The sequence below is a fragment of the Flavobacterium sp. UW10123 genome (assembly GCF_040538975.1).
Taxonomy (GTDB): domain Bacteria; phylum Bacteroidota; class Bacteroidia; order Flavobacteriales; family Flavobacteriaceae; genus Flavobacterium.
On record NZ_JBEWQE010000006.1, the window covers coordinates 16,851 to 43,606 of the forward strand.

General features: G+C 33.7%; 30 protein-coding genes. 11 read left to right on the top strand and 19 right to left on the bottom strand.

The genetic code is table 11. The features are described 5' to 3' along the window. Positions 1-53 precede the first annotated feature (53 nt). Positions 54-455, top strand: coding sequence for a TerB family tellurite resistance protein (locus ABXT06_RS08230; protein WP_354590318.1), 402 nt, complete (start codon positions 54-56; stop codon positions 453-455). On the opposite strand, the gene uvrB is transcribed toward ABXT06_RS08230, so the two are convergent. From uvrB to ABXT06_RS08280, 10 genes are all read right to left on the bottom strand, one after another. After that, positions 452-2,443: an excinuclease ABC subunit UvrB gene (gene uvrB / locus ABXT06_RS08235; RefSeq protein ID WP_354590319.1), complete on the bottom strand. Its 1,992-nt coding sequence runs from the start codon at positions 2,441-2,443 to the stop codon at positions 452-454. The genes ABXT06_RS08230 and uvrB overlap by 4 nt on opposite strands. 155 nt (positions 2,444-2,598) lie before the next feature. Further along, positions 2,599-3,537 carry an alpha/beta fold hydrolase gene (locus ABXT06_RS08240; protein WP_354590320.1) on the bottom strand — a complete coding sequence of 313 codons (939 nt, stop codon included), beginning with the start codon at positions 3,535-3,537 and terminating at the stop codon, positions 2,599-2,601. A gap of 84 nt (positions 3,538-3,621) precedes the next feature. After that, positions 3,622-3,858 (bottom strand): uroporphyrinogen decarboxylase, encoded by a 237-nt coding sequence (locus ABXT06_RS08245; protein WP_354590321.1) that lies wholly within the window; start codon positions 3,856-3,858, stop codon positions 3,622-3,624. Between the two features lie 81 nt (positions 3,859-3,939). Then, on the bottom strand, positions 3,940-4,890 hold the full coding sequence (gene rlmF, locus ABXT06_RS08250) for a 23S rRNA (adenine(1618)-N(6))-methyltransferase RlmF (protein ID WP_354590322.1): 951 nt from the start codon (positions 4,888-4,890) through the stop codon (positions 3,940-3,942). Positions 4,891-5,038: 148 nt separating this feature from the next. Next, positions 5,039-5,698, bottom strand: coding sequence for a thiamine diphosphokinase (locus ABXT06_RS08255; RefSeq protein WP_354590323.1), 660 nt, complete (start codon positions 5,696-5,698; stop codon positions 5,039-5,041). Between the two features lie 47 nt (positions 5,699-5,745). Next, positions 5,746-6,192: a DinB family protein gene (locus ABXT06_RS08260; protein ID WP_354590324.1), complete on the bottom strand. Its 447-nt coding sequence runs from the start codon at positions 6,190-6,192 to the stop codon at positions 5,746-5,748. Positions 6,193-6,194: 2 nt separating this feature from the next. Further along, positions 6,195-6,677 (bottom strand): GyrI-like domain-containing protein, encoded by a 483-nt coding sequence (locus tag ABXT06_RS08265; RefSeq protein ID WP_354590325.1) that lies wholly within the window; start codon positions 6,675-6,677, stop codon positions 6,195-6,197. 3 nt (positions 6,678-6,680) lie between these two features. Then, positions 6,681-7,502, bottom strand: coding sequence for a DUF4249 domain-containing protein (locus tag ABXT06_RS08270; RefSeq protein ID WP_354590326.1), 822 nt, complete (start codon positions 7,500-7,502; stop codon positions 6,681-6,683). A 31-nt stretch (positions 7,503-7,533) separates the two neighbouring features. After that, positions 7,534-9,915 (bottom strand): TonB-dependent receptor, encoded by a 2,382-nt coding sequence (locus tag ABXT06_RS08275; RefSeq protein ID WP_354590327.1) that lies wholly within the window; start codon positions 9,913-9,915, stop codon positions 7,534-7,536. 142 nt (positions 9,916-10,057) lie between these two features. Beyond that, positions 10,058-12,277: an NADP-dependent isocitrate dehydrogenase gene (locus ABXT06_RS08280; protein ID WP_354590328.1), complete on the bottom strand. Its 2,220-nt coding sequence runs from the start codon at positions 12,275-12,277 to the stop codon at positions 10,058-10,060. Positions 12,278-12,667: 390 nt separating this feature from the next. On the opposite strand from ABXT06_RS08280, the gene ABXT06_RS08285 reads away from it, so the two are divergent. Beyond that, positions 12,668-13,081, top strand: coding sequence for a helix-turn-helix domain-containing protein (locus ABXT06_RS08285; protein WP_354590329.1), 414 nt, complete (start codon positions 12,668-12,670; stop codon positions 13,079-13,081). 170 nt (positions 13,082-13,251) lie between these two features. Here the strand turns inward: ABXT06_RS08285 and rplS are convergent, their stop codons facing one another. The 4 genes from rplS to trmD all read right to left on the bottom strand — a co-directional run bounded on the left by rplS (position 13,252) and on the right by trmD (position 16,596). Then, the gene (rplS, locus tag ABXT06_RS08290) at positions 13,252-13,602 is read right to left on the bottom strand and encodes a 50S ribosomal protein L19 (protein WP_008462155.1); all 351 of its coding nucleotides are present in this window, start codon (positions 13,600-13,602) and stop codon (positions 13,252-13,254) included. A gap of 206 nt (positions 13,603-13,808) precedes the next feature. Continuing rightward, positions 13,809-14,930, bottom strand: coding sequence for an agmatine deiminase family protein (locus ABXT06_RS08295; RefSeq protein WP_354590330.1), 1,122 nt, complete (start codon positions 14,928-14,930; stop codon positions 13,809-13,811). A gap of 104 nt (positions 14,931-15,034) precedes the next feature. Then, positions 15,035-15,850: an AraC family transcriptional regulator gene (locus ABXT06_RS08300; protein WP_354590331.1), complete on the bottom strand. Its 816-nt coding sequence runs from the start codon at positions 15,848-15,850 to the stop codon at positions 15,035-15,037. A 65-nt stretch (positions 15,851-15,915) separates the two neighbouring features. Then, on the bottom strand, positions 15,916-16,596 hold the full coding sequence (gene trmD, locus ABXT06_RS08305) for a tRNA (guanosine(37)-N1)-methyltransferase TrmD (RefSeq protein ID WP_354590332.1): 681 nt from the start codon (positions 16,594-16,596) through the stop codon (positions 15,916-15,918). A gap of 180 nt (positions 16,597-16,776) precedes the next feature. Here trmD and ABXT06_RS08310 point away from each other — a divergent pair, with 180 nt between their 5' ends. From ABXT06_RS08310 to ABXT06_RS08345, 8 genes are all read left to right on the top strand, one after another. Next, positions 16,777-17,127 (top strand): hypothetical protein, encoded by a 351-nt coding sequence (locus ABXT06_RS08310; protein WP_354590333.1) that lies wholly within the window; start codon positions 16,777-16,779, stop codon positions 17,125-17,127. A gap of 68 nt (positions 17,128-17,195) precedes the next feature. After that, the gene (locus ABXT06_RS08315) at positions 17,196-17,732 is read left to right on the top strand and encodes an NADPH-dependent FMN reductase (protein WP_354590334.1); all 537 of its coding nucleotides are present in this window, start codon (positions 17,196-17,198) and stop codon (positions 17,730-17,732) included. Positions 17,733-17,764: 32 nt separating this feature from the next. Continuing rightward, entirely contained in the window at positions 17,765-18,640 is an 876-nt protein-coding gene (locus ABXT06_RS08320; RefSeq protein WP_354590335.1) for a sugar phosphate isomerase/epimerase family protein, read from the top strand. 9 nt (positions 18,641-18,649) lie between these two features. Continuing rightward, positions 18,650-19,561: an archaemetzincin family Zn-dependent metalloprotease gene (locus ABXT06_RS08325; RefSeq protein WP_354590336.1), complete on the top strand. Its 912-nt coding sequence runs from the start codon at positions 18,650-18,652 to the stop codon at positions 19,559-19,561. A 2-nt stretch (positions 19,562-19,563) separates the two neighbouring features. Further along, the gene (locus ABXT06_RS08330) at positions 19,564-19,905 is read left to right on the top strand and encodes a cupin domain-containing protein (protein ID WP_202000187.1); all 342 of its coding nucleotides are present in this window, start codon (positions 19,564-19,566) and stop codon (positions 19,903-19,905) included. Positions 19,906-20,106: 201 nt separating this feature from the next. Further along, positions 20,107-21,261, top strand: a complete 1,155-nt coding sequence (locus ABXT06_RS08335; RefSeq protein WP_354590337.1) for an MFS transporter — start codon at positions 20,107-20,109, stop codon at positions 21,259-21,261. A gap of 42 nt (positions 21,262-21,303) precedes the next feature. Beyond that, positions 21,304-22,236, top strand: a complete 933-nt coding sequence (locus tag ABXT06_RS08340) for a peptidylprolyl isomerase (RefSeq protein ID WP_202000191.1) — start codon at positions 21,304-21,306, stop codon at positions 22,234-22,236. Between the two features lie 105 nt (positions 22,237-22,341). Then, positions 22,342-22,641, top strand: a complete 300-nt coding sequence (locus ABXT06_RS08345) for a c-type cytochrome (protein WP_354590338.1) — start codon at positions 22,342-22,344, stop codon at positions 22,639-22,641. 107 nt (positions 22,642-22,748) lie between these two features. Here the strand turns inward: ABXT06_RS08345 and ABXT06_RS08350 are convergent, their stop codons facing one another. The 3 genes from ABXT06_RS08350 to ABXT06_RS08360 form a co-directional block, all read right to left on the bottom strand. Then, positions 22,749-23,144: a GreA/GreB family elongation factor gene (locus tag ABXT06_RS08350; protein ID WP_095931379.1), complete on the bottom strand. Its 396-nt coding sequence runs from the start codon at positions 23,142-23,144 to the stop codon at positions 22,749-22,751. A gap of 380 nt (positions 23,145-23,524) precedes the next feature. Continuing rightward, the gene (locus ABXT06_RS08355) at positions 23,525-24,079 is read right to left on the bottom strand and encodes a thioredoxin family protein (protein ID WP_354590339.1); all 555 of its coding nucleotides are present in this window, start codon (positions 24,077-24,079) and stop codon (positions 23,525-23,527) included. 125 nt (positions 24,080-24,204) lie between these two features. Next, positions 24,205-25,098 (bottom strand): alpha/beta fold hydrolase, encoded by an 894-nt coding sequence (locus tag ABXT06_RS08360; protein WP_354590340.1) that lies wholly within the window; start codon positions 25,096-25,098, stop codon positions 24,205-24,207. A 131-nt stretch (positions 25,099-25,229) separates the two neighbouring features. Between ABXT06_RS08360 and ABXT06_RS08365 the strand changes: the two genes are divergently transcribed. Further along, the gene (locus ABXT06_RS08365) at positions 25,230-25,565 is read left to right on the top strand and encodes a tRNA-binding protein (RefSeq protein ID WP_354590341.1); all 336 of its coding nucleotides are present in this window, start codon (positions 25,230-25,232) and stop codon (positions 25,563-25,565) included. 29 nt (positions 25,566-25,594) lie between these two features. On the opposite strand, the gene ABXT06_RS08370 is transcribed toward ABXT06_RS08365, so the two are convergent. Together ABXT06_RS08370 and ABXT06_RS08375 are read right to left on the bottom strand one after the other, a co-directional pair. Then, the gene (locus ABXT06_RS08370; protein WP_354590342.1) at positions 25,595-26,188 is read right to left on the bottom strand and encodes a hypothetical protein; all 594 of its coding nucleotides are present in this window, start codon (positions 26,186-26,188) and stop codon (positions 25,595-25,597) included. A 16-nt stretch (positions 26,189-26,204) separates the two neighbouring features. Continuing rightward, positions 26,205-26,756, bottom strand: coding sequence for an RBBP9/YdeN family alpha/beta hydrolase (locus ABXT06_RS08375; protein WP_354590343.1), 552 nt, complete (start codon positions 26,754-26,756; stop codon positions 26,205-26,207).

A 26,756-nucleotide genomic window follows, 5' to 3' on the forward strand; every position in this document is an offset into this window, starting at 1 on the left:
CGTGTTTTGTATTTTTATTTAAAAGCAATATTTTAGCTAAAAATAATAAATTGATGAATACAGAAGCAGAAAAAAGAAGTTTACTTTTAGAAATGATTACCCTCGCCACTGTAGACGGACATTTGCACAAACGCGAACTAGAATTTTTAAGACTTGTAGCTTTTGAATTGAATATTAGCGAACAAGAATTTCAGGATTTATTTCATCAGGAAACAAAATCATTGCCAATTCCATCTGAGATGCAACGTATCAATCAGTTTTATAGATTGGCTTTGTTAATGCATTGCGATGGGGTTTTGCACGAAAGAGAGTTTCAAGCCATTCAGCAAATTGCTTTACAGATGGGATTGAATCTTTCTGCGGTAAAACGAGTTTTAGAAATGATGAAAAAAGCACCAAATACAATAATCAATCCAATAGTCTTACTAGAAATTTTTCAGGAACAGCACAATTAAGCTAGCTGTTCCTGTAGTTTTTTAATTTCATCGCGAAGTTTAGCCGCTTGCAAGAAATCTAATTCTTTAGCTGCTTTTTCCATTGTTTTACGCTTTTCGCGAATCATTTTCTCCAATTCAGTTTTAGACAAATAAGCTGTTTCTGGCTCAGCCGCAACAGGAATAGGATGCCCTAATTCATATTCAACCAATGGGTTTTTGGTAAAAGCGCTTTCGATTTTCTTGTTTAAAGCTTGCGGAACGATATTATTTTGAACGTTGAAATTAATCTGTTTGGTTCTTCGGTATTCTGTTTCATCAATCGTTCGCTGCATGCTGGCTGTGATTTTATCAGCATACATAATGGCTTTACCATTTAAGTTTCTCGCCGCACGACCAATTGTCTGCGTCAAAGATCTGTGATTTCTCAAGAAACCTTCTTTATCGGCATCTAAAATGGCAACAAGTGAAACCTCTGGTAAATCCAGACCTTCGCGAAGCAAGTTTACTCCAATTAAAACATCAAAAAGACCTTTTCGTAAATCCTGCATAATTTCAATACGTTCCAAAGTATCAACTTCAGAATGTATGTAACGGCATCGAATATTTACTTTCGTTAAATATTTAGCCAATTCTTCAGCCATTCTTTTGGTTAAAGTAGTCACTAAAACCCTTTCGTCCAATTCACATCGAACTTGAATTTCCTCAATCAAATCATCAATCTGATTTAAACTTGGACGAACTTCAATAATTGGATCTAATAATCCGGTCGGACGAATAATCTGTTCTACATAAATACCATCCGATTTTTGCAATTCATAATCGGCAGGAGTAGCAGAAACATAAATTACCTGATTTTGCAACGCTTCAAATTCTTCAAATTTTAAAGGTCTATTGTCCATTGCAGCAGGCAAACGGAAACCATATTCTACTAGGTTTTCTTTTCGGCTTCTGTCACCTCCATACATGGCATGAACCTGAGAAACGGTTACGTGACTTTCGTCAACAACCATCAAATAATCGCTTGGAAAATAATCTAACAGACAGAAAGGTCTCGTTCCCGCTTCACGTCCGTCAAGATATCTTGAGTAATTCTCAATTCCAGAACAATATCCTAATTCTCGAATCATTTCTAAGTCAAAATTGGTTCTTTCTTCCAAACGTTTGGCTTCCAGATGTTTTCCTATTTCTTTAAAATAGTCTACTTGTTTCACCAAATCCTGTTGAATCTGCCAAATCGCACCTTGTAAAACTTCTGGAGAAGTCACAAACATGTTGGCTGGATAAATAGTAAGTCTTTGAAATTTCTCTATTACATGAGAAGTTTTGGCGTCAAATGATTCGATTTCTTCAATTTCATCTCCAAAAAAGTGAATTCGATACGCATCGTCTGCGTAACTTGGATAAACTTCAACCGTATCTCCTTTAATCCTGAAAGTTCCCGGATTAAAATCGGCTTCTGTTCTGGCATATAAACTTTGAACCAAACTGTGTAATAGTTTAGTTCGCGAAATAACCTGATCGCGTTTAATCTCAATTACGTTTTTCTGAAATTCAACAGGGTTTCCAATACCATACAAACAAGAAACTGATGCCACAACCAAAACGTCACGACGGCCAGAAAGTAGAGAAGAAGTTGTGCTTAAACGCATTTTCTCCAATTCTTCATTGATAGATAAATCTTTTTCAATGAAAACTCCCGTTACAGGCATAAAGGCTTCTGGCTGATAATAGTCGTAGTAAGAAACAAAGTATTCTACAGCATTGTTTGGAAAAAACTGCTTGAACTCTGAATACAATTGTGCCGCCAATGTTTTATTGTGTGCCAAAACCAAAGTAGGTCTTTGCACTTCCTGAATTACATTGGCCACGGTAAAAGTTTTTCCCGAACCTGTAACTCCCAATAAAGTTTGATATTTATCTCCATCAACCACTCCTTGTGCCAATTTTTGTATGGCTTGAGGTTGATCTCCCTTTGGACTATATTCTGAAGAAACTTGGAATTTCATTTGCGTATACTGAAAATTTGGTTTTGTAAAGATACGAAGTTTGTGGAAGTAAGCAGTTTAAAGTCTGTTCCGAATTGTACTAATTTGCACTAATTTTGTTTATCAAACCAATGCAAATGCAAAGAGCATTTGTAAAATGTGTGGCAAAAAAACTCTTAATCTAAAAAATTAATAACTGCATCATTCACAATTTTTGGCTGATCGATAGTGAGAAAATGTCCAGAATCTTTTACAACATTGGTTTTACTGTTTTTTAGATGTTTTTGTGCCCGTTCTAGACTTTCTTCTGAATTAATGACGTCTTTATCACCAATTAAAACTAAAACAGGATTTTGAATAGATTCTAATTCTTTATCTGAAAAAGGCATCATTTTAAGCATACTGGAATTTGATTTTGCATATTTATTGGCCAAATAAAATTGTCTTTTATAAATACGGCTTATGTTTTCAGGATGAGTTGAAAAAGTGTTTAATGTCTTACTGAATTTCTTCTCACTAGGAAAAAGTTTCAGCATTAATGCTGAAGTCGTTTTTCTGGGTTTATCCAGGAATTTGAAAGTTTGCGCGGGACTCAATAAAACAATTTTATCTATAGAATTTGGTTTTTGAATCGCTAATAATGTCGCAATCCAACCGCCTCGAGAAGCCCCAATAATATCGAATTTCTTTAATTTATAGTAAGCAAAAACTTCGTTGTAAAAAGCAACAATATCATCTGATGAAAGCGGTTTTGCTGTTAAATTGGATTTATTGGGTTCCATTATAAAATCGATGGCATAAATGCGGTGATTTTTAGCGAAAGCTTTAATATTCGGATACCACATTGTTGAACTGGCATCCATTCCGTGAAGTAAAACCAGATCTTTTCCGTTTTTTGGTCCGGCCATTACAACATGTGCTGTTCCGTAACTTGTTTTTACATCTTCTTCAGTGTAAGGAATGTTCCAAAGTTTCAGAGCTTTATCATAAGCGGTTTGATAATTTACTTCTTCGCTTTTGGTTTTAAAAACGTAATCTTCAAATTTTGGCTTTTTTGAGGCACAGCTTGTCACTAAAAAAAGTACAATAACTAATCGGGAATATAGTTTTAACATGGCAATAAATTCAAATTTCGGCTTAAAGTTACGAGTAGCGTAAGTGAAAGGTGTATCAGAATTTTATTTTAAAATATCATAATTTTAAGATTTCTCGTTTTTGGATGTCAGATAATAAATCTGTACAAATGCTAAAATTGCGTTCGGAATAATAACAGGCCAAAGCCATTGATTGAAATCTCGGTAATCGTTTAAAAAAATGCCATAAATCACAAAGCAGATACAGCCAAACATATTAATAAATCGGATTGCTCTGAGGTTTTTCAGCAAAAATCCTCCAACAATAAATACAGATGCGAGATAACCAATATATTCTGCCATAATCTTGATTTTAAATTGTTTACAATAAATGTACTTAAAGTAAATTATAAAATCAAGATTTTGGTATTGGAAATGAATGTGTTAAAAGAAATGTTTCTGAGAATTTGTGTTTTCAAAAAAACTCCAAGCTACAATTCTGCTGTTTTTTTGCCCTTGCGACATTTCGATTGTTTTGACAGAAACAGCGTTTACTTTTTTCAGGATTTTGTAAATCGATGCCAAGTTTTCTTTTTTAGAAACTAAAGTTGTAAACCATAAAACCTGAGAAGGATATTTGGCACTTTCGTAAATCATTTGTGTGATGAATCCGATTTCACCGCCGTTGCACCATAATTCTGCATTTTGTCCTCCAAAGTTTAAAACTGGATTTGCATTTCTTTTTTCTTTCGGATTTAAATTAGAAACTTTTCTAGAAGTGCTTTTATTTGCTTCTTCGGCAGATGCATGAAAAGGAGGATTACACATCGTGAATGTAAAACGATCTTCGGGCGTGATAATATTTTTAAAAATAAATCGAGGTTCTGTTTGCTGTTGCAAGCTAATTGAATCGATTAATTCTGGATTGGCTTCAATAATTTTAGCGCAATTTTCAATTGATTTTTTGTCAATGTCTGTTCCGACAAAACTCCAGTTGTAAATTGAATTCCCTAATATCGGATAGATTAAATTTGAGCCTGTTCCGATATCTAATCCTAAAACATAAGAAGTGTCGGGAATTTGATTATTGTTACTTTCAGCCAATAAATCGGCTATGTAATGAATATAATCTGCACGTCCTGGAATGGGCGGACAAAGATAATTTTTAGGAATATCCCAGTTTTGAATATCGTAATAGGTTTGAAGTAAAGCCTTGTTTAAAGTTTTTACAGCAAGCGGATTACTAAAATCAATGGTTTCAATTCTGTGTTTATTGATGGAAACAAAAGCTTTTAATTCTGGGCAATTTGAAATCAGTTTTTCAAAATCATATCGATCTCGATGAAGATTTCTTGGGTGTAAATTGTCTTTTTGTGAATTGTTTTCTGCTTTCATTTTCATTGATTTCGATTGCAAATATAGTTATTCCTTTTTTGAAGAAAGATTTGTTGTGAAAATGAGTGCCCTAGCCCTGATGGGAGCGGCATCCTTTTTCTGGCTTCTTTAGCCAGGAAAAGATATAGCGGACAGCAGGAAATAGCTTCTAATCAAAACATTCCATTAAAAGTAAATCGCCTTCACGATGTGTAATGGTTACGATTCCGTCTTTTTCGACAGAATTACTGCTTCCGGTTCTGTAGCCCATTGTTAATGTATCATCGTTTAATTCGTATTTTAAATTTGCTGAAGAAATTCCGTTTACAACACCAATAGGAATTAGCGAAATTGGTGTTTTTGCAGTATACCATTTTTCAAATTTTGTTGGTAGAAGGAATATTTTAGAATGATCATCAAGAATTACAATTTTGAGCAAATCTCGGTAACGAACAATTTGTGTAAGGTTTGTAATAGTATGATCTGCACGTCTTCCAGTTGCCCAGACGACATTTACGGCGGGAATTTTTCTTTCGATAAGATAATCAAAAGCTTTCTCCAAATCGGTTTTGTCTTGATCGGGAGTATGAACAATTTCTATAGGAAATTGTGATTTGTAAATTTCAGGATCAAAACCTCGGTCAAAATCACCCAATAAAACGTCAACTTTTATGCCTAGTTCAATCACTCTTTCAATAGCCGAATCTAAAACGACAACCAGTGGTGACCATTCTAACAATTGTCCTAATAATTCTGGATCGCAGGCTGCGCCATTTGCAATTACTAAAGCAGGTTCTTGATCGTCGCGGACTATATGATGTGATGACATGTATGTTTTTTTGAATGTGTTGCAAAGGTAATGTTTACAATCTAGAATCAGAAATCTAGCAGTCTTCTGTGGTAATTGATTTGTCCTAGATGGTAAGCCAAATGAGTTGAAAGATGAATTAAGAAAAATCCAGTTGTCATCTCTTTTTCAAAAATAATCTGCGTGTAAATCGTTTCTAAATCAGCTTCTGCTAAATTGTCCAGAGCTTTGTTTACAACTGAAATGGTGTCTTCAACTTTCTGAATTAATTCTGATTTCGGAATGTCTTTTAAAGAAAATTCTAAAGGACGATTTCGGACGTACCCAGTTTTTCCAATTTCTGCACCGATATAAGTGTTTAGATTTCCAATTAAATGAAGGCAAAGATTTCCAGCTGAATTGGAGATGTCCTTGTCAATTGCCCAGATTGAATTTTCATTTTGATACGATTCAATTTCGTTTTTTAATTTGCTTAAATCTCGATTGAAAAGTGTTTTTAGCGTTTCTAGTACCATAACTAATTTCTGTTTTTTATTGGAATCCAAATCTCTTCTTCAGAGGTTGGATCGTCTTTTTTATACCTTTCGTTCATTACTGCAAAATGTGGCCTGTCATCAACCGTGTAATCAGAATTTGGAAGCCATTCTGCAAAAATATAATGATAAGTTTTATGTCCTTCTGAGGCTGGGCCTAAATGAAGAAAAACCGCATACAAACCGTCTGGAACAACTAGGGTTTCCATTCCTTCTGGAATAGTTGAATAATCTGAAACTTCTACTGCAGCCCACTTTTGAAAACTGTCGTTAGGATCAAAATTCTCAAAATGGTTTTCTGCATAAACTTCTAGAGAATATAAATTGGCATTAATTGCATTCTTTATTTCTTTTCGATTTGGCATAAAACCGCTCCATAATTGAAAAGTTTTATTTTCGATAAAAGACATTTCGATAAAATGTCCAACAAGTTTTTTTTCGTTTAAGGTTTTGATTAGAGGCTGCATAAATTATTGAATTTTGTACTTTTCTGTACTGGTTTCGCTGAGAGAAAAATAGCCCAGCGGATAATTATCTTTATTAGTTACATTAACCATATTTCCTTTTACGGTTGCTGGAGGAGACTGAAATGGTCCTCCAAAAGTGCTTCCGGCAATATTGATCAAAATATTCATATAATTATAGTACTGTTTTGAAATCCCGTAGTGTGTCACTTCAATTTCATTTCCAATTTGTAAATCTTCATCATCAGAAAGGCTGAAAAATTCATTGCCATTAAAAAATTTATCCTCATCTACATAGAAGGTTGATTTGATTTTATTAGAATATACATATTTGTATAAATAAAAATTATCTGCATCAATAGGATCATTATAAAAGGCTTTTATTTCAATGTCTTGTCCAGTAAAACCGCCTTGATTATTCTGTTCTATTCGCGTAATGGGCGCTACTGATTTTAAAGTTTCTGTTCCGATATATCTATTTCCGCGGCTAATTACGGTTAATGTATATTGTTCATCGATAACGGGTGTGAAATTTATGCATACATATTGGCCAGTTTTTTTAATTTCGATGAAATTAAATCTTTCTTTTTGGCTGTTTTCTATATAAATAATTGCATTAGATACAGTTGGTATTACGTTTTCAAAATAACCAGTCGTTGTAGTTAGTCTTATCGTCTGTTCATTTCCTTCTGTTCCCTTTTCCCAATTAATAGCAGCCTCAATTACTAATTTTGGAGGTGCTGTATCCAAATCAACATCAACGACCTCTTCGCAGCTTGCGAAGAATAGCGATGTGAAAAGCACGATTAAAAAAACTAATTTTTTCATACTTATATTTTTAGTTTTTACATTGATTTTTTTAGAATTTGAAATTATAACTCACTGCAGGTACAATTCCGAAAATAGATGTTTTTATGGCTTCATTCATAGCTGTATCCGTATTTTGACGAAAATTGATTGAGGCAGCATTCATACGATTGTAAATATTATAGATACTAAAAACCCATTCGCCTTTCCAGTTTCGATCTTTATTTTTGCTCGGAGTTAAAGTTGCTGAAATATCCAAATGATGATAAGCAGGAAGTCTGTTTTCATTTCGCAAACCGTAACTCGGTACTGTGATTCCTAAATATTCATATTGGCCATTCGGATAAGTAACAGGCTGTCCTGATTGCAAAGCAAAGTTAGCACCAAATGACCATTTTTCGTTTAAGTTGTAAGCTGAGGTAATGGCAAGATTGTGGGTTTTATCATATGCAGAAGCATACCATTGACCATTATTAATTCCTGTTTCTTCGGGAGTTCTTCCAGGTGTTTGTTGTTCTGATTTGGAAATCGTGTACGAAATCCATCCGTTAAATTTGCCTTTGTTTTTCTTTATCATAAGCTCTAAACCATACGAACGCATATGACCGTTTAAAATAACTTGTTCAATGGCATTGTTGGCAATTAAATCGGCTCCATCTATATAATCTAATCTGTTTTGGATTTTCTTATAATAGGTTTCAACTTCTAAGGAATACGCATCATTAAAGAAATTTCTAAAATAACCCAGAGCGACCTGATCTGCAAGTTGCGGTTTGATATAATTATCACTTGGCATCCAAACATCTAGCGGAGTAGGAGATGAGGTGTTAGATATTAACTGAAGGTATTGCGCCATTCTGTTGTAACTCGCTTTTATAGATTGCTCTTCATTTAATTGGTAAGAAAGAGAAAAACGAGGTTCAAAATTATCATAACTCTGAATGACTTTGTTTTTGCTGAAATACTTTGTTGAGGTTGGTGTTCCTTTTTCGTAAATCTGCATATCATTATTAAAAACAACCGCTTGATTATTATCATAATAATTAATAGTAGAAGCGCCTAATCTATAAAATAAGCTATAACGTAATCCGTATGCGAGAGTAATTTTTTTAGAAAGCTGACTTTCTGCATCTATGTAAACAGAAGGCTCAAAAGCATATTTTTTATCCAATTGATCTGGATTGATTCCTGAATCAATACTGCTTGGTTTAATTGTTCCTGGATTAAATTGATAATAGATTCCGTTTACTCCGTAATTTAATTTTAATTTGTCTGATAGATAATGTTTGAAATCGTATTTAATATTATAGTTTTTAATACCAGAATCCCAGTTGAATCCCACAAAATCAAGATCTAAACCATAATAGTAATCGCTGTAAATTAGGGAGAGGTTTGAGAACAATTTGTCAGAATACAAATGGTTCCATCTGAAATTTAAAGTAGAATTTCCGTAAGTATTAGTGAAGCTTTTATTTAATCTGAAAACATCGCGCCCAAAATAACCTGATAAATAAAGACTGTTATTATCGCTGAGTTTATAGCTTAATTTGGTGTTTAAGTCATAAAAATAGGCTGAGTTATTTTTATTGTCTTCAGAGAGTTTTAAAAAAAGATGCGCGTAAGAAGCTCTTCCTCCAATTAAAAATGAACCTTTGTTTTTTGCAATCGGACCTTCAGCAAGCAGACGGCTTGATATTAAACCGATACCGCCATTCATATGAAAATCTTTGCTGCTTCCATCTTTTTGATAAATTTCTAAAACTGAAGAAGCTCTTCCGCCATAACGTGCTGGAATTCCGCCTTTATACAATTTTAAATCTTTAATAGCATCGGGATTAAAAACAGAAAAGAATCCGAAAACGTGAGAAGAATTAAATATGGTTGCTTCATCCAAAAGAATCAGGTTCTGGTCTGCACCGCCTCCACGGACATTAAATCCAGAAGCTCCTTCACCCGCATTAGTAACGCCTGGAAGCAGTAAAATCGATTTTATAACATCGACTTCTCCTAAAACTACGGGCATTTTTTTTATGGTTGAAATAGATAGTTTGTTAACGCTCATTTCTGGCGATTTGATGTTTGTCTTGCCTTTGTTTTCTGTAATAATGACTTCTTGAAGTTCTTCGCCACCTTCTTTAATCGAGAAATTACTTTTAGAATTCTGGTTTAAAATAATGTTTTTTTGAATGGTTTGATAACCGGTATAACTGATTTCAATTTCGTATTCTCCTTTAGGGGCAGAAAGCGAGTAAAATCCGTATTCATTTGTAGTAGTTCCAATTTTTAGTGATGGAATATAGATTGAAACTCCAATTAGAGTTTCGTTGTTTTTGCTGTCACTTATAGTTCCGCTAAGAGTGAATTTTTCCTGCGCAAATGAGGTGAAAATCGTAAGAATAAAAAGAAAAAATGTGCAGGTATTTTTTGTAATCATTATATTGATTTTGATTTACATAGTTAACAAATTCTTACTACATATTCTTACGGAATTTTTGTTAAACATAAGTTAAGATAAAAAAAGGACAACTATGCTAGTTGTCCTTTTGCTTATTTAGAAATACAAAATGTATTCTGAATTATTTGATTTTAGCAACAATAGCGTTGAAAGTTTCGCTTGGACGCATTGCTTTGCTTACCAATTCTGGTGTTGGTTGGTAGTAACCGCCAATGTTTTGAGGTTTACCTTGAGCACCAATTAATTCTGCATCGATTTTAGCTTCATTAGCTTCAAATTCAGCAGCGATTGGAGTAAAGATTGCTTTCAATTCAGTATCTTTAGTTTGAGCAGCCAAAGCTTGAGCCCAGTAGAATGCTAAATAAAAGTGAGATCCGCGGTTATCGATTTGACCCACTTTACGAGCTGGAGATTTATCGTTTGCTAAGAATTTATCGTTTGCCTGATCTAAAGTTTCAGATAAAACAATTGCTTTAGAATTATCTAAAGTTTGTCCTAAATGCTCCAATGAAGCACCAAGAGCTAAAAATTCTCCTAATGAATCCCAACGTAAGTATCCTTCTTCTGTAAATTGCTCTACGTGTTTAGGAGCAGAACCTCCAGCACCAGTTTCGAACAATCCACCACCGTTCATTAACGGAACGATAGAAAGCATTTTTGCAGAAGTTCCTAGTTCTAAGATTGGGAATAAATCTGTTAAGTAGTCACGTAAAACGTTTCCTGTTACAGAGATAGTATCTAAACCTTTGATGATTCTGTCTAAAGTAAATTCAGTTGCAGCAACTGGGTTTAAAATACGGATATCTAAGTTTGTAGTATCGTAGTCTTTAAGGTATTTTTGAACTTTTACGATCAATTCTCTATCGTGTGCTCTGTTTTCGTCTAACCAGAAAACAGCAGGCGTGCTAGATAAACGAGCTCTGTTTACAGCCAATTTAACCCAGTCTTGAATAGGAGCGTCTTTTGCCTGACACATTCTGAAAATGTCATTAGCTTCGACGTTTTGCTCCATTAAAACATTTCCGTTTGCATCAACCACACGAACAACACCATCAGCTTTCATTTGGAAAGTTTTGTCGTGAGATCCGTATTCTTCTGCTTTTTGAGCCATTAATCCAACGTTAGGAACACTTCCCATTGTTTTTGGATCAAAAGCACCGTGTTTTTTACAGAAATCGATAGTTGCAGTATAAACTCCAGCATAAGAACGATCTGGAATAACAGCAAATGTATCTTGTGCTTTTCCTTCTTTGTTCCACATTTGTCCAGAAGTACGGATCATTGCTGGCATAGAAGCATCAACAATTACATCAGATGGAACGTGTAAGTTTGTAATTCCTTTATCAGAATTAACCATTGCCAAAGCAGGTCCGTTTGCGATTGCTTGATCAATAGCAGCTTCAACTTCTGCCTGCTCAGGTCTTCCAGCGATTTTAGCGTAGATATCACCTAAACCGTTTCTAGTGTCAACGTTTAATTCAGCAAATAAAGAAGCGTATTTTTTGAAAACATCTGCAAAATATACTTCAACGATAGCGCCAAAGATAATTGGATCAGAAACTTTCATCATAGTAGCTTTTAAGTGTACAGAAAGTAAAACTCCTGCAGCTTTAGCTTCAGCGATTACATCAGCAGCAAAAGCTTTTAATTTGCTTACGCTTAAAACAGAACTGTCGATAATTTCTCCAGCTTTTAATGGAGTACTTGCTTTAAGAACAGTTGTAGTTCCGTCTTTAGCAACAAATTCGATTTTTACATCATTAGCTTCAGCAACAGTTAATGATTTTTCACTTCCGTAAAAATCACCGCCTGACATAGAAGCCACTTTAGTTTTTGAGTCAGCAGACCAAGCACCCATTGAGTGTGGATTTGCTTTTGCGAAGTTTTTAACTGCTCTTGGAGCTCTACGATCAGAGTTTCCTTCACGTAAAACTGGGTTTACAGCAGAACCTAAAACTTTAGCATATTTTGCTTTAATTTCCTTTTCAGCATCATTTTGTGGATCTTCTGGGAAATTTGGTACGTTGTATCCGTGCGATTGTAACTCAGCAATAGCCGCTTTTAATTGCGGTACAGATGCTGAAATGTTTGGTAATTTGATAATGTTTGCTTCTGGCTGAGTCGCTAATTGACCTAATTCTGCCAACGCATCTCCAGTCTTTTGAGCATCTGTCAAAGAATCTGGGAAGTTTGATAAAATTCTTCCTGCCAGCGAAATATCTCTGGTTTCGATTTCAATTCCAGCTGTTGCTGTAAAAGCTTGAACAATTGGTAACAAAGAGTAAGTTGCCAATAGAGGCGCCTCATCAGTTAAGGTGTAAAAAATTTTTGATTTATTCATTTTCTTTTTTTTTTATAATCGTATCGTCAGGAGTTAACGATGTAAAAGATATATTCGGCTCAAAATGAGCGGAGCAAATATAATAAAATCACAACGAAAACGGTTGAGTTTTGCAGAGAAAAGATGAAATTAACAGATTGTTATTTCGAGCTCATTAAATTGCTAAATCGATGATTTTGGTATTAAAAAATTACGGTTTTGATGAATCGGAGAGTAAAGAGTACGATTTTGAAAAAGAGAAATATTTTCATGCGTATAAAAACATTCTTTTTGTCTGAAAAATTGTATTTTTGACTCAAATGCAATAGGCATATAACAAATATAAGATACATTGTTTAATATGTTTTTTACATGTTGTTTATTATTGCGCTTAATCGTTATCTTTGAATTATGAGCACACTTACAAAACCAAATCATATAGGGCGAAAAATTAGCCGTATTCGTGAACTTCGAGATATGAAGCAGGAAGCTTTGGCGCAGGCTTTAGGAACCAATCAGCAGGCTATTTCGATTATGGAAAACAGCGAAACCATAGAAGAAGAAAGACTTAAAGAAGTTGCAAAAGCACTTGGTGTAACTGTTGAAGCAATTAAAAGTTTTTCAGAAGACAATATGATTAATTATTTTAATAGTTTTCACGACAATAGTATTAATCAAGGGCCAATGGGCACTCATAATATATGTCATTTTAATCCATTGGATAAATTAATTGAAACTTTTCATGAAAAAGAAAAGCTTTACGAACGTTTGTTGCAAGCAGAAAAAGATAAAATCGAATATTTAGAAAAACTATTGAATAAATAGAATACCGATTTTTTATTAAGATACAAAACCGATGCTTTACAAGTGTCGGTTTTTTTATTGAAACCCAATAGGATTTCTAAAATGTCGGGTTTGGTTAAACTAAAAAAAAACAGGCATAAAAAAAACTCGCTTCATTTGAAACGAGTTTTTTATAACATTTTGATAAATGATTATCTTCTTTTATCTTTAATCTTAGCTTTTTTACCAGTAAGTTGTCTGAAGTAGAAAATTCTAGCTCTACGTACAGCACCTTTCTTGTTAACTTCGATTTTTTGTAAAGCTGGTAAGTTTACTGGGAAGATACGCTCAACACCAACAGATCCAGACATTTTACGGATAGTAAAAGTTTCTGTAACACCAGAACCTCTTCTTTGAATCACAACTCCTTTAAAGAACTGAGTTCTTGTTTTTTCACCCTCTTTAATTTCGTAGAAAACAGTGATTGTGTCTCCAGCTCCGAAATCTGGGAAATCTTTTTTAGCAACGAATTCGTCTTGAACGAATTTTAATAAATCTGCCATGATAATTTAAATTATGGTTTTTATATTAGAGCAACATTCACGGATCTCGCCAGAGGTTGGTCAAATTCGGGTGCAAATGTAGAAAATAATTATAAATTATGAATTATAAATTGTAAATTATTTTAACTTGTTGATAAAAAGGTTTTTAGTCTTAGGTTTGTAACATTTGACACTGTGACTTTAAACGGAGACTGAAGACTAAAATCTTACTTTGGCTGTTGCTGTGTAACGCAATGAATCATTCCTCCATTTGCATATAAATTGCGGACATCAATGCCAATTACTTTTCTTGTAGGATATAAACTTTGAATCAGTTGGTTGGCCACAACGTCATTTGGGTCATTATAATTTGGAACCAGCACAACAGTGTTTCCAATGTAAAAGTTTACATACGAACCTTTGTATCCTAGTTTTTTACCATAAGTTGTTGTAACATTATTTTTGGACAATGGTAGTTTTAAGAAAGTATAATTTTTACCGTTTTTATCTTTCGAACTGTATAAAGTACTAATATCATTTTGTGGAACTTCCCAATACAATAAATCATTCTCATTCATTGTTACAATAGTGCTTTTATTGCCAAAACGGGCAAATCCATCAATATGCATGTCTGTAATTTCTCTACCCGCTTTACCATCTAACCAAATAAAATGTGTCACTCCAAGGTATTTTTTAAAATTCGCCTCAGCTTGTTGCTGCGTCATTGAAGGGTTTCGATTTGAATTTAGTATTGAACTTTTGGTAGCCATTAAAGTGCCGTTTCCGTCTATTTCTACAGCTCCGCCTTCATTAATCATTATATTGTTTAAATCTAAAACCGCGATTTTTTGGTCTGTGGCAATTTGCGAGGGAATAGTGTTGCAATTTTGATAAGCTGCTTTTTTGCCCCAGCCATTAAAGCCCCAATCTTGAATTACCATTTGATTGTTTTTGTCTTTTACATAAATTGGTCCGTTATCTCTTACCCAAACATCATCGGTTTTGTAAATTTTAAATTCAATTGACGATAATGAAATTCCTGATTCTTGCAATAAAGCTTCAATTCTGTTTTTTTCAGTAGAATCATAAGCGACAATAAAAACTTTTTCACTTGTTATTAGTGATTTAGTCATGGCAATCCAAGTTGCATCTAAATCGTTTCTATAATCAATTCCATATTGATATTGATGCGGCCATTGAAGCCAAGTTCCTTCATGCGGAGCCGATTCTTCTGGCATGGTGTACATAACTTCCGTATTTTCTATTTTTTCTGTAATTGTGTTTATTTCATCCCCTTGACAAGAAGAGATTAAAGGAATTAAGAATAATGTTAAAAAAAGCTTTTCCATCTTAGTTGATTTAATTTTTAATGTTTAATGCCATTTTTATCGATAACTTGACGGGACAAAAGTATTTCTAAATAGTAATTGCGAAGTTGTCCAAAATGGACAATTTAAATAAGAGGAATATAAATAGCTGTAAGATATTCACTTGGCGTATTGCAATTTAAATCGTTTTTGATGTACTGTTCAATAACTGGTAAATGAGAAACTTCGATATCATTATTAAGAAGCCACGCTCCAAAAATTTGCTGATAAGTATCTTCTAGAGTATCATAACATCCGTGATGTAGAAAACGAGCATATCTGCCTCCAAAAAGTTTTTTTGTTGGAAGATTTCTAATAGTTGTTTTACTAACGATGCAAGCTTCATAAGTGCATTTTGATTTTTCGGTAATTAGAACATCGTCTGTAATAATACCGAAGAAATCAGAAATAGGTTCAGTAATTTCATTTTTCAGCAAAGTATCCCAAAGAGTTTCTATCTCAGGATTAATATATGAGGTTTTACAGCTAGAATAATAAGCTGTTATTTCGGGAATGAAAACAATTTCGGGGTCTAAAATATTATAAACAGGTTCTTGCGGATGAAAATCATTTAGCAGTAATTCCTTCTGATTTCGCGCTGTAGAAGGCGGACAATTAAAGTGTTTTCTGAAAGTTTTCGAAAAAGACTGTACATCTGCAAAGCCAACTTCAAGAGCAATATCTGAAATTTGGTTATTAGAATATAAAATCTTTTTATATCCGATTTCTACTTTCAGACGGGTTTGATAAGCGCCAATTGTTTCCTGAAACAAAGAATAAAAAACGCGCTGTAAATTTCTGTAAGAGTAACTAGAAATATCTTCAAGCTCGCTTATTGAGATGATTTTATTGTAATTTGTCTCAATATAGTTACGAGTATTATAAATACGTTTTAGATTCATTTTTTTCTAGTTTTCAGTCTCAGTTTGATCAGGCTGAATACTGCGGCTGAAAACTGAACACTTTTCTAATGACCTTCCAACAAATCTGGACGTCTGTTTTTTGTATGTTCGTACGCTTTGTCTTCGCGCCATTTGTCAATTTTGGCAGCATGTCCGCTGGTCAAAACATCTGGAACCTTCCATCCTTTATAGTCTGCCGGTCTTGTATAGATTGGGCCAGACAATAAATTGTCCTGAAAACTATCTGTCAAAGCTGAGGTTTCATCACTTAAAACACCAGGAATTAATCGGATTAAAGCATCAGACAAAACTATGGCACCCAATTCTCCTCCCGATAAAACATAATCTCCAATTGAGATTTCTTTTGTAATAAAGTGGTCTCTAACTCTTTGGTCAACGCCTTTGTAATGTCCGCATAAAATGATAATGTTTTCATACATAGACATTTTATTAGCCATTTTCTGGTCTAAAGTTTCCCCATCTGGTGACATATAAATTACTTCGTCATATTCGCGCTGGCTTTTTAAATGTGTAATACAATCATCGATAGGCTGAATTGTCATTACCATTCCTGCACCTCCGCCAAAAGGATAATCATCTACGCTTTTTTGCCTGTTTGTGCTATAATCACGTAGGTTGTGAAAGTGCACTTCGACCAAACCTTTATCGATGGCGCGTTTCATAATTGAAGCCTCAAATGGACTTCTTAGTAATTCAGGTAAAAGAGTAATAATGTCAATTCGCATCTTTATTCGATAATTTTCTTGCTGGCAAAGATACAAATAATGCTTTGAGTCTTTTAGTAATAATTATATAACATACTTGTTGAATTGTATAAATTTTAATAGGCTAACTTTAATTATCCTTGCGTTCCTTATTATCAAGGTATACCAACCAAATAAAACTTAAAATCCAAACACTTAATCATGAAAAAAACATTATTAGTTTCTGTAGTAGTTGCATTTTTTATTGCCTGTGCGAGTGCCAATTCAGCTGCCGTTGTCGTAGGAGAAACCAAATTGAAAGTGCTAAAAACTTTAGGCAGTCCAGTAATGACATTAGATAATAAACAAGATGGAGAAATTTTTGTTTATGCAGATCAGGTTTTTTCTGAAAGTGGAACAGCAATGGCGGGATCGCATTATTGGCGTTACAATTACGTATATATAAGCAAAGAAGGCAAAGTCACATCAACGAGACAAGAAAAACAAAATTATCCCCCACAAGCAATTGACTCTCAGAAAATACAGGGGATGAATTTGTTGACCGCAAAATAATTTTTTAAAAATATCATTAAGCAATTCGTATTTTTATAATTAATTTAAAAATACGAATTGTTTATTTAATGACTTCACCAAATATAAAAATCCTTGCTATTTCTGGAAGCACGAGAAGTAATTCCAGCAACTTCAAAATTCTGAAATACATTTCAAATTACTTAAAACCTGAATTTGAAGTAGATTTTTTTGAAGATTTAGAGCATCTTCCACATTTTAATCCAGATTTGGATACCGATACTCCTCCGCAAGAAATCAATTCATTTCGAAATAAAATTATAAATGCTGATGGAGTTATCATTTGCACTCCCGAATATGTGTTCAGTCTTCCAGGGAGTTTAAAGAATGCTTTAGAATGGTGTGTTTCAACCACTATTTTTTCAAATAAAAAGACAGGCTTGATTACTGCTTCTGCTTCAGGTGAAATGGGGCACGAGCAGCTAATGTTAGTAATGAAAACATTGGAAGCTAAATTTGATGACACCACACAACTTCTGATTCAAGGCGTACGCGGAAAAGTGAATGCTGAAGGAGAAATAGTTTCGGAACAAACTGCAAATGCACTTCAAAACTTTGCAGAAAACTTTAAGAATCAATTTTTATAATATATTTACTTTCTGAAATTTAAATCATTAAAATGATTAGCAGAAGAAACTTTATCGTAACCACAGGCCTTGCCGCAACAGCAGTTTTGGCTTCGCCATCATTTGCACTTACTATGAATAAAAAAGAAATAGGTTTACAGCTGTATACGCTTCGTGATGAACTTCCTAAAGATGTAAAAGGAACTTTAGAAAAAGTGGCAAAAGCAGGATATACGACCGTTGAAACATACGGTTTTTCAATCAAAGATCAGTTTTGGGGATTAACGCCTCAGGAATTAAAAAAGATTTTAGATGATAATGGACTGAAAGCCGTTAGCGGGCATTATAATTTGGGAAGTTTTTTATATGACGGAAATACTGCTGAATTAATTGCTGCAATTGAAGCGGCAAAAGTTCTTAAAAATGAATTTCTGACTGTTCCATGGATCGATGAACCTTTTAGAAGAAGTATAGCAGATTATAAAAAGATTGCTGCTCGTATAAATGAAGCCGCAAAAATTTGTAAAAAGGCAGGTTTGAAACTGGCTTATCACAATCATGATTTTGAGTTTAAGAAATATGATGGCGTTACAGGCTACGAAATTTTATTAAAGGAAACAGATAAAGATTTGGTGTATTTCGAGCTAGATTTATACTGGGTAGTTCATTCTAGCAATGATCCTTTAAAACTATTCAAAGAAAATCCAGGGCGTTTCAAAATGTGGCATGTGAAAGATAAAGATAAGAATAATAGCGATTTGAATACTGAAGTTGGTTCTGGAACAATTGATTTTAGACCCTTTTTCGCAGTGGCAAAACAATCTGGAATGGTTTATTTTTTTGTAGAACAGGAGAATAATTTTGCTTCAAATTCTTTTGATTCGATAAAATCGAGCTGTGATTTTATTTCGAAAAACTTAATCAAGTAAATTCAATTTATGAAGAAACTTCTTTTGTTGAGCGTGGTGATTCTTTTTTCTTGTCAATCTGATAAAAAAGAAAAAACAAATTCAAAGGCAGAATCAATTCCACAACAAATTTTACTGCCTGAACCTTATTTTTTAGATATTAAAGTTAATGATGTTAAGCTGGGAAAACCAACTTATGGTGATTGGCTATTTTCTCATGATGAAAAAGGACAGAGTTTTGAAAAATTTGTAAACACGAAACATGTTGTTCCAACTAAAGAAGAAAATATAATCTATTTGCAACCAATTGGAAAATTTAATTCGACGCAAATAAAACAAATCGAATTAGTTCGTCAGTATTTGCAAATATTTTTTCAGTTGGAAACTAAGGTCTTAGAAAATGTTTCAAATGATATTATTCCGAATCGTGCTAGACGAATGGGAGACGTTGGACAAGAACAGTTTTTAGCAGGATATATTTTAACTGATGTTTTAAAAGAAGAAAATCCTAATAAAAGAATTGCTTTAATGGCAATAACTGAAAAGGATTTATATCCAAAACCCGAATGGAATTATGTTTTTGGTTTGGCATCGTATAGAGATAAAATCGCAGTAAGTTCGATGTATAGAATGCAAAAAGAAGCCGATTTTAATTTAGCTTTAGAGCGATTACTTAAAATCTGTTCTCATGAAATTGGCCATATGTTTGGTCTGTATCATTGCATTGTTGCTAATTGTGTTATGAATGGAACTAATAGTATGGCTGAAACAGATTCTCATTCTATTAGATTATGTTCGCTTTGTCAAAGAAAATTAAATTCGGGATTTAAATATGACAATCTAAAAAGGTTGAAAGAACTAGAAGGATTCTTTGAAAAGAATAATCTAAATGATGGATTAGCGTTAATGAAAAAAGATCTTGAAAAAATTAAAAATAAATAGAAATGAGTACAAGCAAACAATTTATAAAAGGAGACGAAATCGAATGGGAAGTAGTAGGCGAAGGAATCAAACGCAAAATTTTGGCTTTTGACGACAGAGTGATGCTGGTAAACGTTCATTTTGAAAAAGGCGGAATTGGTACTTTACACGATCATTATCATTCACAGGTTACTTATATTGCAAGCGGAAAATTTGATGTCACAATCAGCGGAGTAACGCAGACTTTAAAAGAAGGCGATAGTTTTTATATTCCGCCTCACGCTGTTCATGGAGTTGTATGTTTGGAAACTGGCATGCTTACAGATGTTTTTAGTCCTGCAAGAGAAGACTTTTTGAACTATTAAAAGCTTAATAAAAAATAACCATATAAGTGATTTAAGAAAATTTAAGTTTGGCTATAAATTTCGCCAAGATATTTTTAAATGAGCTTATATCACTTATATGGTTTTAAAAAAAACTTAAAAATTATACTTTTTTTAAAGTTTTGCTAAAGATTAGAGTGGTATTTTTGCAGCATGAATTTATCTAAAACTAATGTACTGTTTATGGCAGTTTGCACTGGTCTTATAGTTGCAAATCTTTATTACTGCCAGCCTTTGATTGTTTTAATTGCTAACGAATTTAAAATTCCTGAAGCCAGCGCCGGAACTATAACATATCTAACTCAGGCGGGTTATGCTATCGGGCTATTTTTTATGGTCCCTCTTGGCGATAAAATAGAACGAAAAAGGCAAATTTTAATGACCACTTTTGCTACTGTAATTGCCTTATTGATTGCAGCAACTGCAAAGAGTTTTCTTGTTTTACAAATTGCATCACTGCTAATCGGAATCACATCTATTGTACCACAGCTTATTCTGCCTTTAGCGGCTTCTTTGAGTGCGCCCGAACAAAGAGGAAAAGTCGTAGGAACTATCATGAGCGGACTTTTAGTCGGAATTTTGCTTTCGCGAACTTTAAGCGGTTTTATTGGTCAGGTTTTAGGCTGGAGATCGATGTTTTATATCGCAGCTGGAATCTGTCTTCTGATCTTTTTTGTAATTCAAAGTAAGTTTCCGTACAATAAGCCACAGTTTCAGGGAACTTATGGTCAATTAATTAAATCCTTATTTACGCTGATAAAAACCCAGCCGGTTTTACGTGAAGCAACAGCAATAAATGTTTTCAGTTTTGCTCAATTTGGAGCATTTTGGACGACAATGGTATTATTGCTTTCTGGCGAACCATTCCACTTTAATAGTGCAACAATCGGTTTGTTTGGAATCGTTGGTGCATCTGGAGCTTTAGCAGCGCCTCTGGTTGGTAAGCTTGGCGACAAAGGAAATTCGAGAATTGCTGTTGGATATGGCTGTTTATTAGTGCTAATAAGCTTCATCATTTTTTATTTTGCTATTGAAAGCGTAATCGGAATTGCAATTGGAATTGTATTTATCGACATTGGAATTCAGGGTGTTCATATTTCAAATCAGACTAGGGTTTATTCTCTATTGCCAGAAGCAAGAAATAGATTAAATACCGTATTTATGTCGCTGACATTTTTAGGAACTGCAGCAGGATCTGCATACGGTTTGTTATTATGGAAATTAGGCGGATGGCCAGCAGTAACAATTGGCTGTATGGTCTTATCTTTACTATCATTAACCATTTACGGACTTACTTACAAATCAAAATCTAAAAGACAGAAAGCGCAAATTGATTAAGAAATTAATTGTAAATTTGCGTTCAATAAAAAAATAACAACAATGGAAAACGGAATATACGCTAAATTCAATACTAGCAAAGGTTCAATTTTAGTAAAATTGACACACGATTTGACACCGGGAACTGTAGGTAACTTTGTTGCTCTTGCAGAAGGAAATATGGAAAATAAAGTAAAACCTCAAGGGCAAAAATTCTATGACGGATTAACTTTCCATAGAGTAATTGCAGATTTCATGATTCAGGGAGGTTGTCCAAAAGGAACTGGAACTGGAGATCCAGGCTACAAATTTGATGACGAATTTCACCCAAGTTTAAAACACGATCGTCCAGGAGTTTTATCTATGGCAAATTCTGGTCCAGGAAGTAATGGTTCTCAATTCTTCATTACTCACGTTCCAACTCCTTGGTTAGATAACAAACACAGTGTTTTTGGATACGTTGTTGAAGGACAGGACGTTGTTGATGCTGTTGCTCAAGGTGACAATTTAGAGTCTGTTGAAATTATTAGAGTTGGAGAAGAAGCTCAAAAATGGAATGCAATTGAAGCTTTCATCGGCTTAAAAGGTGCTCGTATGAAACGTGAGGCAGCTTTAAAAGCAGAATCTGAAGCAAAAATGGAACAATTAGCTGCTGGTTTTGATAGAACAGAAAGCGGTTTACGTTATAAAATGATTCAAAAAGGTGAAGGTAAAAAAGCTGAAGCAGGAAAAACTGTTTCTGTTCACTACGAAGGATCTTTAGATAACGGAAAAGTATTCGATTCTTCTTACCCACGTAAAAAACCAATCGAATTCAAATTAGGAATTGGACAAGTTATTGAAGGATGGGACGAAGGTATTGCTTTATTGCAAGTTGGAGACAAAGCTCGTTTTGTAATTCCATCTGATTTAGCTTACGGACCATCTGGAGCTGGAGGAGTTATTCCACCAAATGCTGTTTTAATTTTTGACGTTGAATTAATGGACGTAAAATAAGAGTTTAGAAGCAATTTAGCATTGTTTTAAATAATAATCCCATATGCCACGGCGTATGGGATTTTTTTTATATTTACTTGAATTAAAAAAATACGAAACCAAGAAATGAAAAAAACGATTTTAAGTTTAATGACCGTAGCGTTGTTTGCAGTGGCATGTGGCACTAAAAAAACGGCAGTTGCAGCAACTACTGCTGAAGCTCCAAAAACGGTTGCTTTGACACCTGAATTAGAAGCAGGCAAAAATTTGTATGATAATAATTGTGCAAAATGTCACAAATTGTTTGAACCTAAAAAATTCACAAAAGAAGAATGGACGCCGATTTTGGTAAGAATGGGTAAAAAAGCAAAATTAGACGAAACTCAAATGGCTTCAATTACAAATTATATTGATTCACAATTGTAATTTTGATTTGAGTAATAAGCATAAAAAAAACTGTTCGATAGAACAGTTTTTTTTATTTTCAAATAGATATAAAAAAAACACCGTCACATAATGAGGTGTTTTAAAATTTAGGAATGATGTACAGCCGAATTGTCTACAGCTATTACTTTTAAAGTTTTGATTCCAGCAGGCAATTCCCAATCTACTTCGTCATTTTCTTTAAAACCAATAATGGCAACGCTTAAAGGTGCTAGAATTGAGATTTTAGATTGTTTTACATCTGCAGCAGAAGGTAAAACGATTTGAATTTTCATTTGTTTTTTAGCTTTTACATCTTCTATCGTTACAAATGAATTGATTCTGATTACCGAACTGTCAAGTTCACTTTCTTTACTAATTACAGCACGATCTAGTTCTTGCGAAAGCTGATTGGCTTCTTTAGTATTTGTTGAGTTCTTACTTTTTAAAATCAATTCTCTTAAAAATTGATAATCTGATTTACAGAAAGTGGGTGTTGGTTTCATATCTATATTGAATTTATTGTTATTAAATTTTAAATGATTTTTTCTTCTTAGAATAATTTACAAACGAAAAATTTCAGAGTCTTAAAAAAGACAGAATCGAAATGTTTAATCTGGAAAAACAAAAAAATATCTGATCAAAAATGATTTTTGTCAAATAAGGAAATGTTTAAGCTGATGTAAATCCTCCGTCAAAAAGAAGAAAAAAGTGAAGTAGACGGAGGCCTAATTAATAAAGGCCTTATTATGCGAAATAATTACAGCAGGAATCGGTTTTGCTATGCAAAACGGCTTCGTAGCGGCTGTATGTGATATTATATTTCCCATAAGGATTGTTAAATTGAACTGCAAAGATAAGTAATCTTTTTCAATTTAGTGAGGTTTTACTTCCATTTAATGCCACAGCCCAAACTTGGTTTCTGTGGTTCTTTTAAACTTCTATTGTAAATTAAGGCATCAATCGCACCTCTAAGATCGCTTCCGCTAAGTGGAATTCCGTTGCCTGGTCTTGAATCGTCTAGCTGACCGCGATAAAATAATTTGTCTTGATTATCAAACAAGTAGAAGTCTGGAGTACAAGCCGCCTGATAAGCTTTTGCTGTTTCTTGGCTTTCATCATACAAATAAGGAAAATCAATTTTATTTTCTATTGCAAAGTCAGCCATTAATTCTGGGCCATCTTGTGGATATTTTACAACATCATTACTAGAAATCGCGATTACTCCAATTCCTTGAACGCGATAATCATTGGCAATCATTACAATTTCTTTAATGACGTGATGCACAAACGGACAATGGTTGCAGATGAACATAACTAAAGTGCCTTTAGAACCTTTTAAATCGTCAAAAGAAAAAGTATTGTTCGAGTTGGTATCCTTTAAATAAAAATCAGGTGCAAGTGTTCCTAGTGGAAGCATTGTTGATTCAGTTCGTGCCATTTTATCCGAAATTTGATTCCCAAAAATAGCTTTAAAAAACTGTAAATAAAAGCGCACAAGAATAAAAATATCCAAAGAAAGCAGTTAGCTGATCCAGCTTGCTTCTTTGGATACTTTTTTAAGTTTTATGAATTCAAAAATTCTAGTAAATCTTCGTTTAGTTTTTCTCTATTTGTATAAAAAAGACCATGAGGCGCTCCCTCATATTCGATATAAGTATTGTTTGGTATAGATTTTGCCGCTTTTCTAGAAGTAAGATCAATAGGTACGATTTTGTCATCGTCACCGTGAATAATCAAGGTTGGAACTTTTATAAAATCTAATTCATCTCTAAAATCGGTATAAGAAAAAGATTCAGCACATTTTAAAGTAGCTCTAGGAGAAGCCACCGAACATAAAGCTCTGTAATATTCTAATAAAGGTGTGCTTAAAGGCTTGTTGATAATATTTACCCCGAAAAACGTTTTTCCAAAATTATCAATAAATCCTATCCTGTCTTCTTTTATTGCTGCAGCAGTGTTTTCACTTTTCTCTTTTGGATGTCCGTCAGGATTATCATGAGTTTTTAATAGAAATGGAATAATTGATGAAATCAAAGCTGCTTTTGTAACTCCTTTTCCGCCGTGACGGCTAAAATAACGAACCACTTCGCCGCCACCCATAGAAAAACCTACAAGAGTAACATTTTCTAATTCCAATTGCTCGATAATTTCTTTTAGATCATCAGCCAAAGTATCATAATCGTAACCATCCCAAGGCTGAGAAGATTTTCCGAATCCGCGTCGATCATAGGCAATTACACGACAATTGTTTTGTACTAAATGATCAATTTGATATTCCCACATTTCGTTAGAAAGAGGCCATCCATGAATCAGGATTACAGGTTTCCCTTGACCATAATCCTTCACATAAAGTCTTACATTTTGAGCAGTTTCTATATATTTATCTGTGTGAACCTGTTTTAAATTAGATTCAAAATCTTTAATTGACATGCATGCATTTGGTTCAGTATGTTCCATGTTGTATTTTTTTTACGTAAGTGTTTTTATTTTTCTTCTCGTAAAATTAGATTTAAAGCAAAAGAAATAGGTTATAGAATTAGGCTCATTAATTACAAAATTTATAGGTTTGTAAATAATACAATTTAAAAATGGATTTAACCTGGAATGAATTTGAGCGCACCGATATGCGCGTTGGAACAATTTTAGAAGTAAACGATTTTCCTGAAGCTAGAAAGCCAGCCTATCAGCTGACAATTGATTTTGGTTCAGAAATCGGAATTAGAAAATCATCGGCACAAATTACCAAAAGATATCAGAAAGAAGATTTAGTAAATCGTCAGATTGTTGCGGTTATCAATTTTCCAAGAAAACAAATTGGGAAGTTTATGAGTGAATGTCTGGTTCTTGGTGCCGTAGGCGAGGAGGGAGACGTAATTTTATTGGCTCCTGATTTTAAGATTCCAAATGGATTAAGAATTGGATAATTTATTATGGAATAAAAGCCAGTAAAATTTTACCGGCTTTTTATTTTATAATCACCATTTATAAATTTTAGTTTGAATCTCGGAAGTAGATTTCCTTCGACTGTGATTTCATTTAATTGTCCTCTTAACTGGATATATTTTCCTTCTAATTCAGTTACAGATTCTTTGATTCCGTTTGCAATTTGTACATACTCAAACGAAAAAATCTGAGTTCCCTGAGTATTATTTACTCCTGTAAAAAACGTATTAGGTTCATCATCTTTCAGGTTTGTGCAATTGACATAACAATTGTTGTTGAATAAATGTGAAGGCATAATCATTTGTTTTGATTTCAGAAAAAGCACTTTTTTCAGAGCTTCTTTTTGGGTTAATTGCTTTTCGTTTAAAAGACCGGCTGTTGAATAAATGTACATATATCTTATAACCTCTTTCTGTATTTGCATAGAATCGATAGGTTCTGTAATGTCAAGAAGTTTCTTAGCCAAATCCTGAGATTTTTGCCAATTTTGATTTGTGAGATTCTCTAATAAAAGCTTATAATTGGTTTCAAATGCATTGTCTTCATTGTTTTGGCAGAAACATAAGTTTGTAATTAATAATGCGATTAAAAAGAATTTTTTCATAGAAGATTTCTAATGTTTATTTTGGAATTATATTCTTAATCAGGTTTTGTAAAATTTCCTGTCCCTCTTCCCAATATTTTAGATCAGAATCAGAATTAATGTGTCCTTGCTGCCCGATATTTACAAAATCGCTTCCCCATTTTTCAGCGAAAAGTTTTTTTCTTTCAAAAGAAGCATAAGGATCATTTTCGCTTGCAACTACTACAGACGGAAAAGGTAATTTGTAAAGCGGAATCGGTGAAAAATTCCTTGTACATTCTGGTGTATGTTGAGGTGAATCAACATCTGCAGGAGCAACCAAAAAAGCGCCAATTATATTCGGGTTTTTATTTTTTTCAGCCCAATGCAGAACCAATGAAACCGCCAAACTATGCGCCACTAAAATAGTGGGTTTGTCAAGTTTTAAGATATTCTCATTTAATCTTTCAAGCCATTCTCTTAGAATTGGTTCATCCCAATTGTCTTGAACAATGCGAATTGAGTTTTCGAATTTTTTATGCCAAAAGGTTTGCCAGTGTTTCTCTCCAGAATCTCCAAGTCCTGGTATAATTAATAGTTGTGTCTCCAT

What these genes read in the sequence shown, in the direction of transcription:
- ABXT06_RS08340 (WP_202000191.1), top strand. Translation starts at nt 21,304, where the DNA reads ATGGAAAACGGAATATACGCTAAATTCAATACTAGCAAAGGTTCAATT.
- ABXT06_RS08270 (WP_354590326.1), bottom strand. Translation starts at nt 7,502, where the DNA reads ATGAAAAAATTAGTTTTTTTAATCGTGCTTTTCACATCGCTATTCTTC.
- ABXT06_RS08355 (WP_354590339.1), bottom strand. Translation starts at nt 24,079, where the DNA reads ATGGCACGAACTGAATCAACAATGCTTCCACTAGGAACACTTGCACCT.
- trmD (WP_354590332.1), bottom strand. Translation starts at nt 16,596, where the DNA reads ATGCGAATTGACATTATTACTCTTTTACCTGAATTACTAAGAAGTCCA.
- ABXT06_RS08240 (WP_354590320.1), bottom strand. Translation starts at nt 3,537, where the DNA reads ATGTTAAAACTATATTCCCGATTAGTTATTGTACTTTTTTTAGTGACA.
- uvrB (WP_354590319.1), bottom strand. Translation starts at nt 2,443, where the DNA reads ATGAAATTCCAAGTTTCTTCAGAATATAGTCCAAAGGGAGATCAACCT.
- ABXT06_RS08275 (WP_354590327.1), bottom strand. Translation starts at nt 9,915, where the DNA reads ATGATTACAAAAAATACCTGCACATTTTTTCTTTTTATTCTTACGATT.
- ABXT06_RS08330 (WP_202000187.1), top strand. Translation starts at nt 19,564, where the DNA reads ATGAGTACAAGCAAACAATTTATAAAAGGAGACGAAATCGAATGGGAA.
- ABXT06_RS08375 (WP_354590343.1), bottom strand. Translation starts at nt 26,756, where the DNA reads ATGGAGACACAACTATTAATTATACCAGGACTTGGAGATTCTGGAGAG.
- rplS (WP_008462155.1), bottom strand. Translation starts at nt 13,602, where the DNA reads ATGGCAGATTTATTAAAATTCGTTCAAGACGAATTCGTTGCTAAAAAA.
- ABXT06_RS08300 (WP_354590331.1), bottom strand. Translation starts at nt 15,850, where the DNA reads ATGAATCTAAAACGTATTTATAATACTCGTAACTATATTGAGACAAAT.
- ABXT06_RS08345 (WP_354590338.1), top strand. Translation starts at nt 22,342, where the DNA reads ATGAAAAAAACGATTTTAAGTTTAATGACCGTAGCGTTGTTTGCAGTG.
- ABXT06_RS08310 (WP_354590333.1), top strand. Translation starts at nt 16,777, where the DNA reads ATGAAAAAAACATTATTAGTTTCTGTAGTAGTTGCATTTTTTATTGCC.
- ABXT06_RS08350 (WP_095931379.1), bottom strand. Translation starts at nt 23,144, where the DNA reads ATGAAACCAACACCCACTTTCTGTAAATCAGATTATCAATTTTTAAGA.
- ABXT06_RS08260 (WP_354590324.1), bottom strand. Translation starts at nt 6,192, where the DNA reads ATGGTACTAGAAACGCTAAAAACACTTTTCAATCGAGATTTAAGCAAA.
- ABXT06_RS08230 (WP_354590318.1), top strand. Translation starts at nt 54, where the DNA reads ATGAATACAGAAGCAGAAAAAAGAAGTTTACTTTTAGAAATGATTACC.
- ABXT06_RS08320 (WP_354590335.1), top strand. Translation starts at nt 17,765, where the DNA reads ATGATTAGCAGAAGAAACTTTATCGTAACCACAGGCCTTGCCGCAACA.
- ABXT06_RS08365 (WP_354590341.1), top strand. Translation starts at nt 25,230, where the DNA reads ATGGATTTAACCTGGAATGAATTTGAGCGCACCGATATGCGCGTTGGA.
- ABXT06_RS08315 (WP_354590334.1), top strand. Translation starts at nt 17,196, where the DNA reads ATGACTTCACCAAATATAAAAATCCTTGCTATTTCTGGAAGCACGAGA.
- ABXT06_RS08325 (WP_354590336.1), top strand. Translation starts at nt 18,650, where the DNA reads ATGAAGAAACTTCTTTTGTTGAGCGTGGTGATTCTTTTTTCTTGTCAA.
- ABXT06_RS08285 (WP_354590329.1), top strand. Translation starts at nt 12,668, where the DNA reads ATGAGCACACTTACAAAACCAAATCATATAGGGCGAAAAATTAGCCGT.
- ABXT06_RS08295 (WP_354590330.1), bottom strand. Translation starts at nt 14,930, where the DNA reads ATGGAAAAGCTTTTTTTAACATTATTCTTAATTCCTTTAATCTCTTCT.
- ABXT06_RS08360 (WP_354590340.1), bottom strand. Translation starts at nt 25,098, where the DNA reads ATGGAACATACTGAACCAAATGCATGCATGTCAATTAAAGATTTTGAA.
- ABXT06_RS08255 (WP_354590323.1), bottom strand. Translation starts at nt 5,698, where the DNA reads ATGTCATCACATCATATAGTCCGCGACGATCAAGAACCTGCTTTAGTA.
- ABXT06_RS08280 (WP_354590328.1), bottom strand. Translation starts at nt 12,277, where the DNA reads ATGAATAAATCAAAAATTTTTTACACCTTAACTGATGAGGCGCCTCTA.
- ABXT06_RS08370 (WP_354590342.1), bottom strand. Translation starts at nt 26,188, where the DNA reads ATGAAAAAATTCTTTTTAATCGCATTATTAATTACAAACTTATGTTTC.
- ABXT06_RS08245 (WP_354590321.1), bottom strand. Translation starts at nt 3,858, where the DNA reads ATGGCAGAATATATTGGTTATCTCGCATCTGTATTTATTGTTGGAGGA.
- ABXT06_RS08265 (WP_354590325.1), bottom strand. Translation starts at nt 6,677, where the DNA reads ATGCAGCCTCTAATCAAAACCTTAAACGAAAAAAAACTTGTTGGACAT.
- ABXT06_RS08335 (WP_354590337.1), top strand. Translation starts at nt 20,107, where the DNA reads ATGGCAGTTTGCACTGGTCTTATAGTTGCAAATCTTTATTACTGCCAG.
- rlmF (WP_354590322.1), bottom strand. Translation starts at nt 4,890, where the DNA reads ATGAAAGCAGAAAACAATTCACAAAAAGACAATTTACACCCAAGAAAT.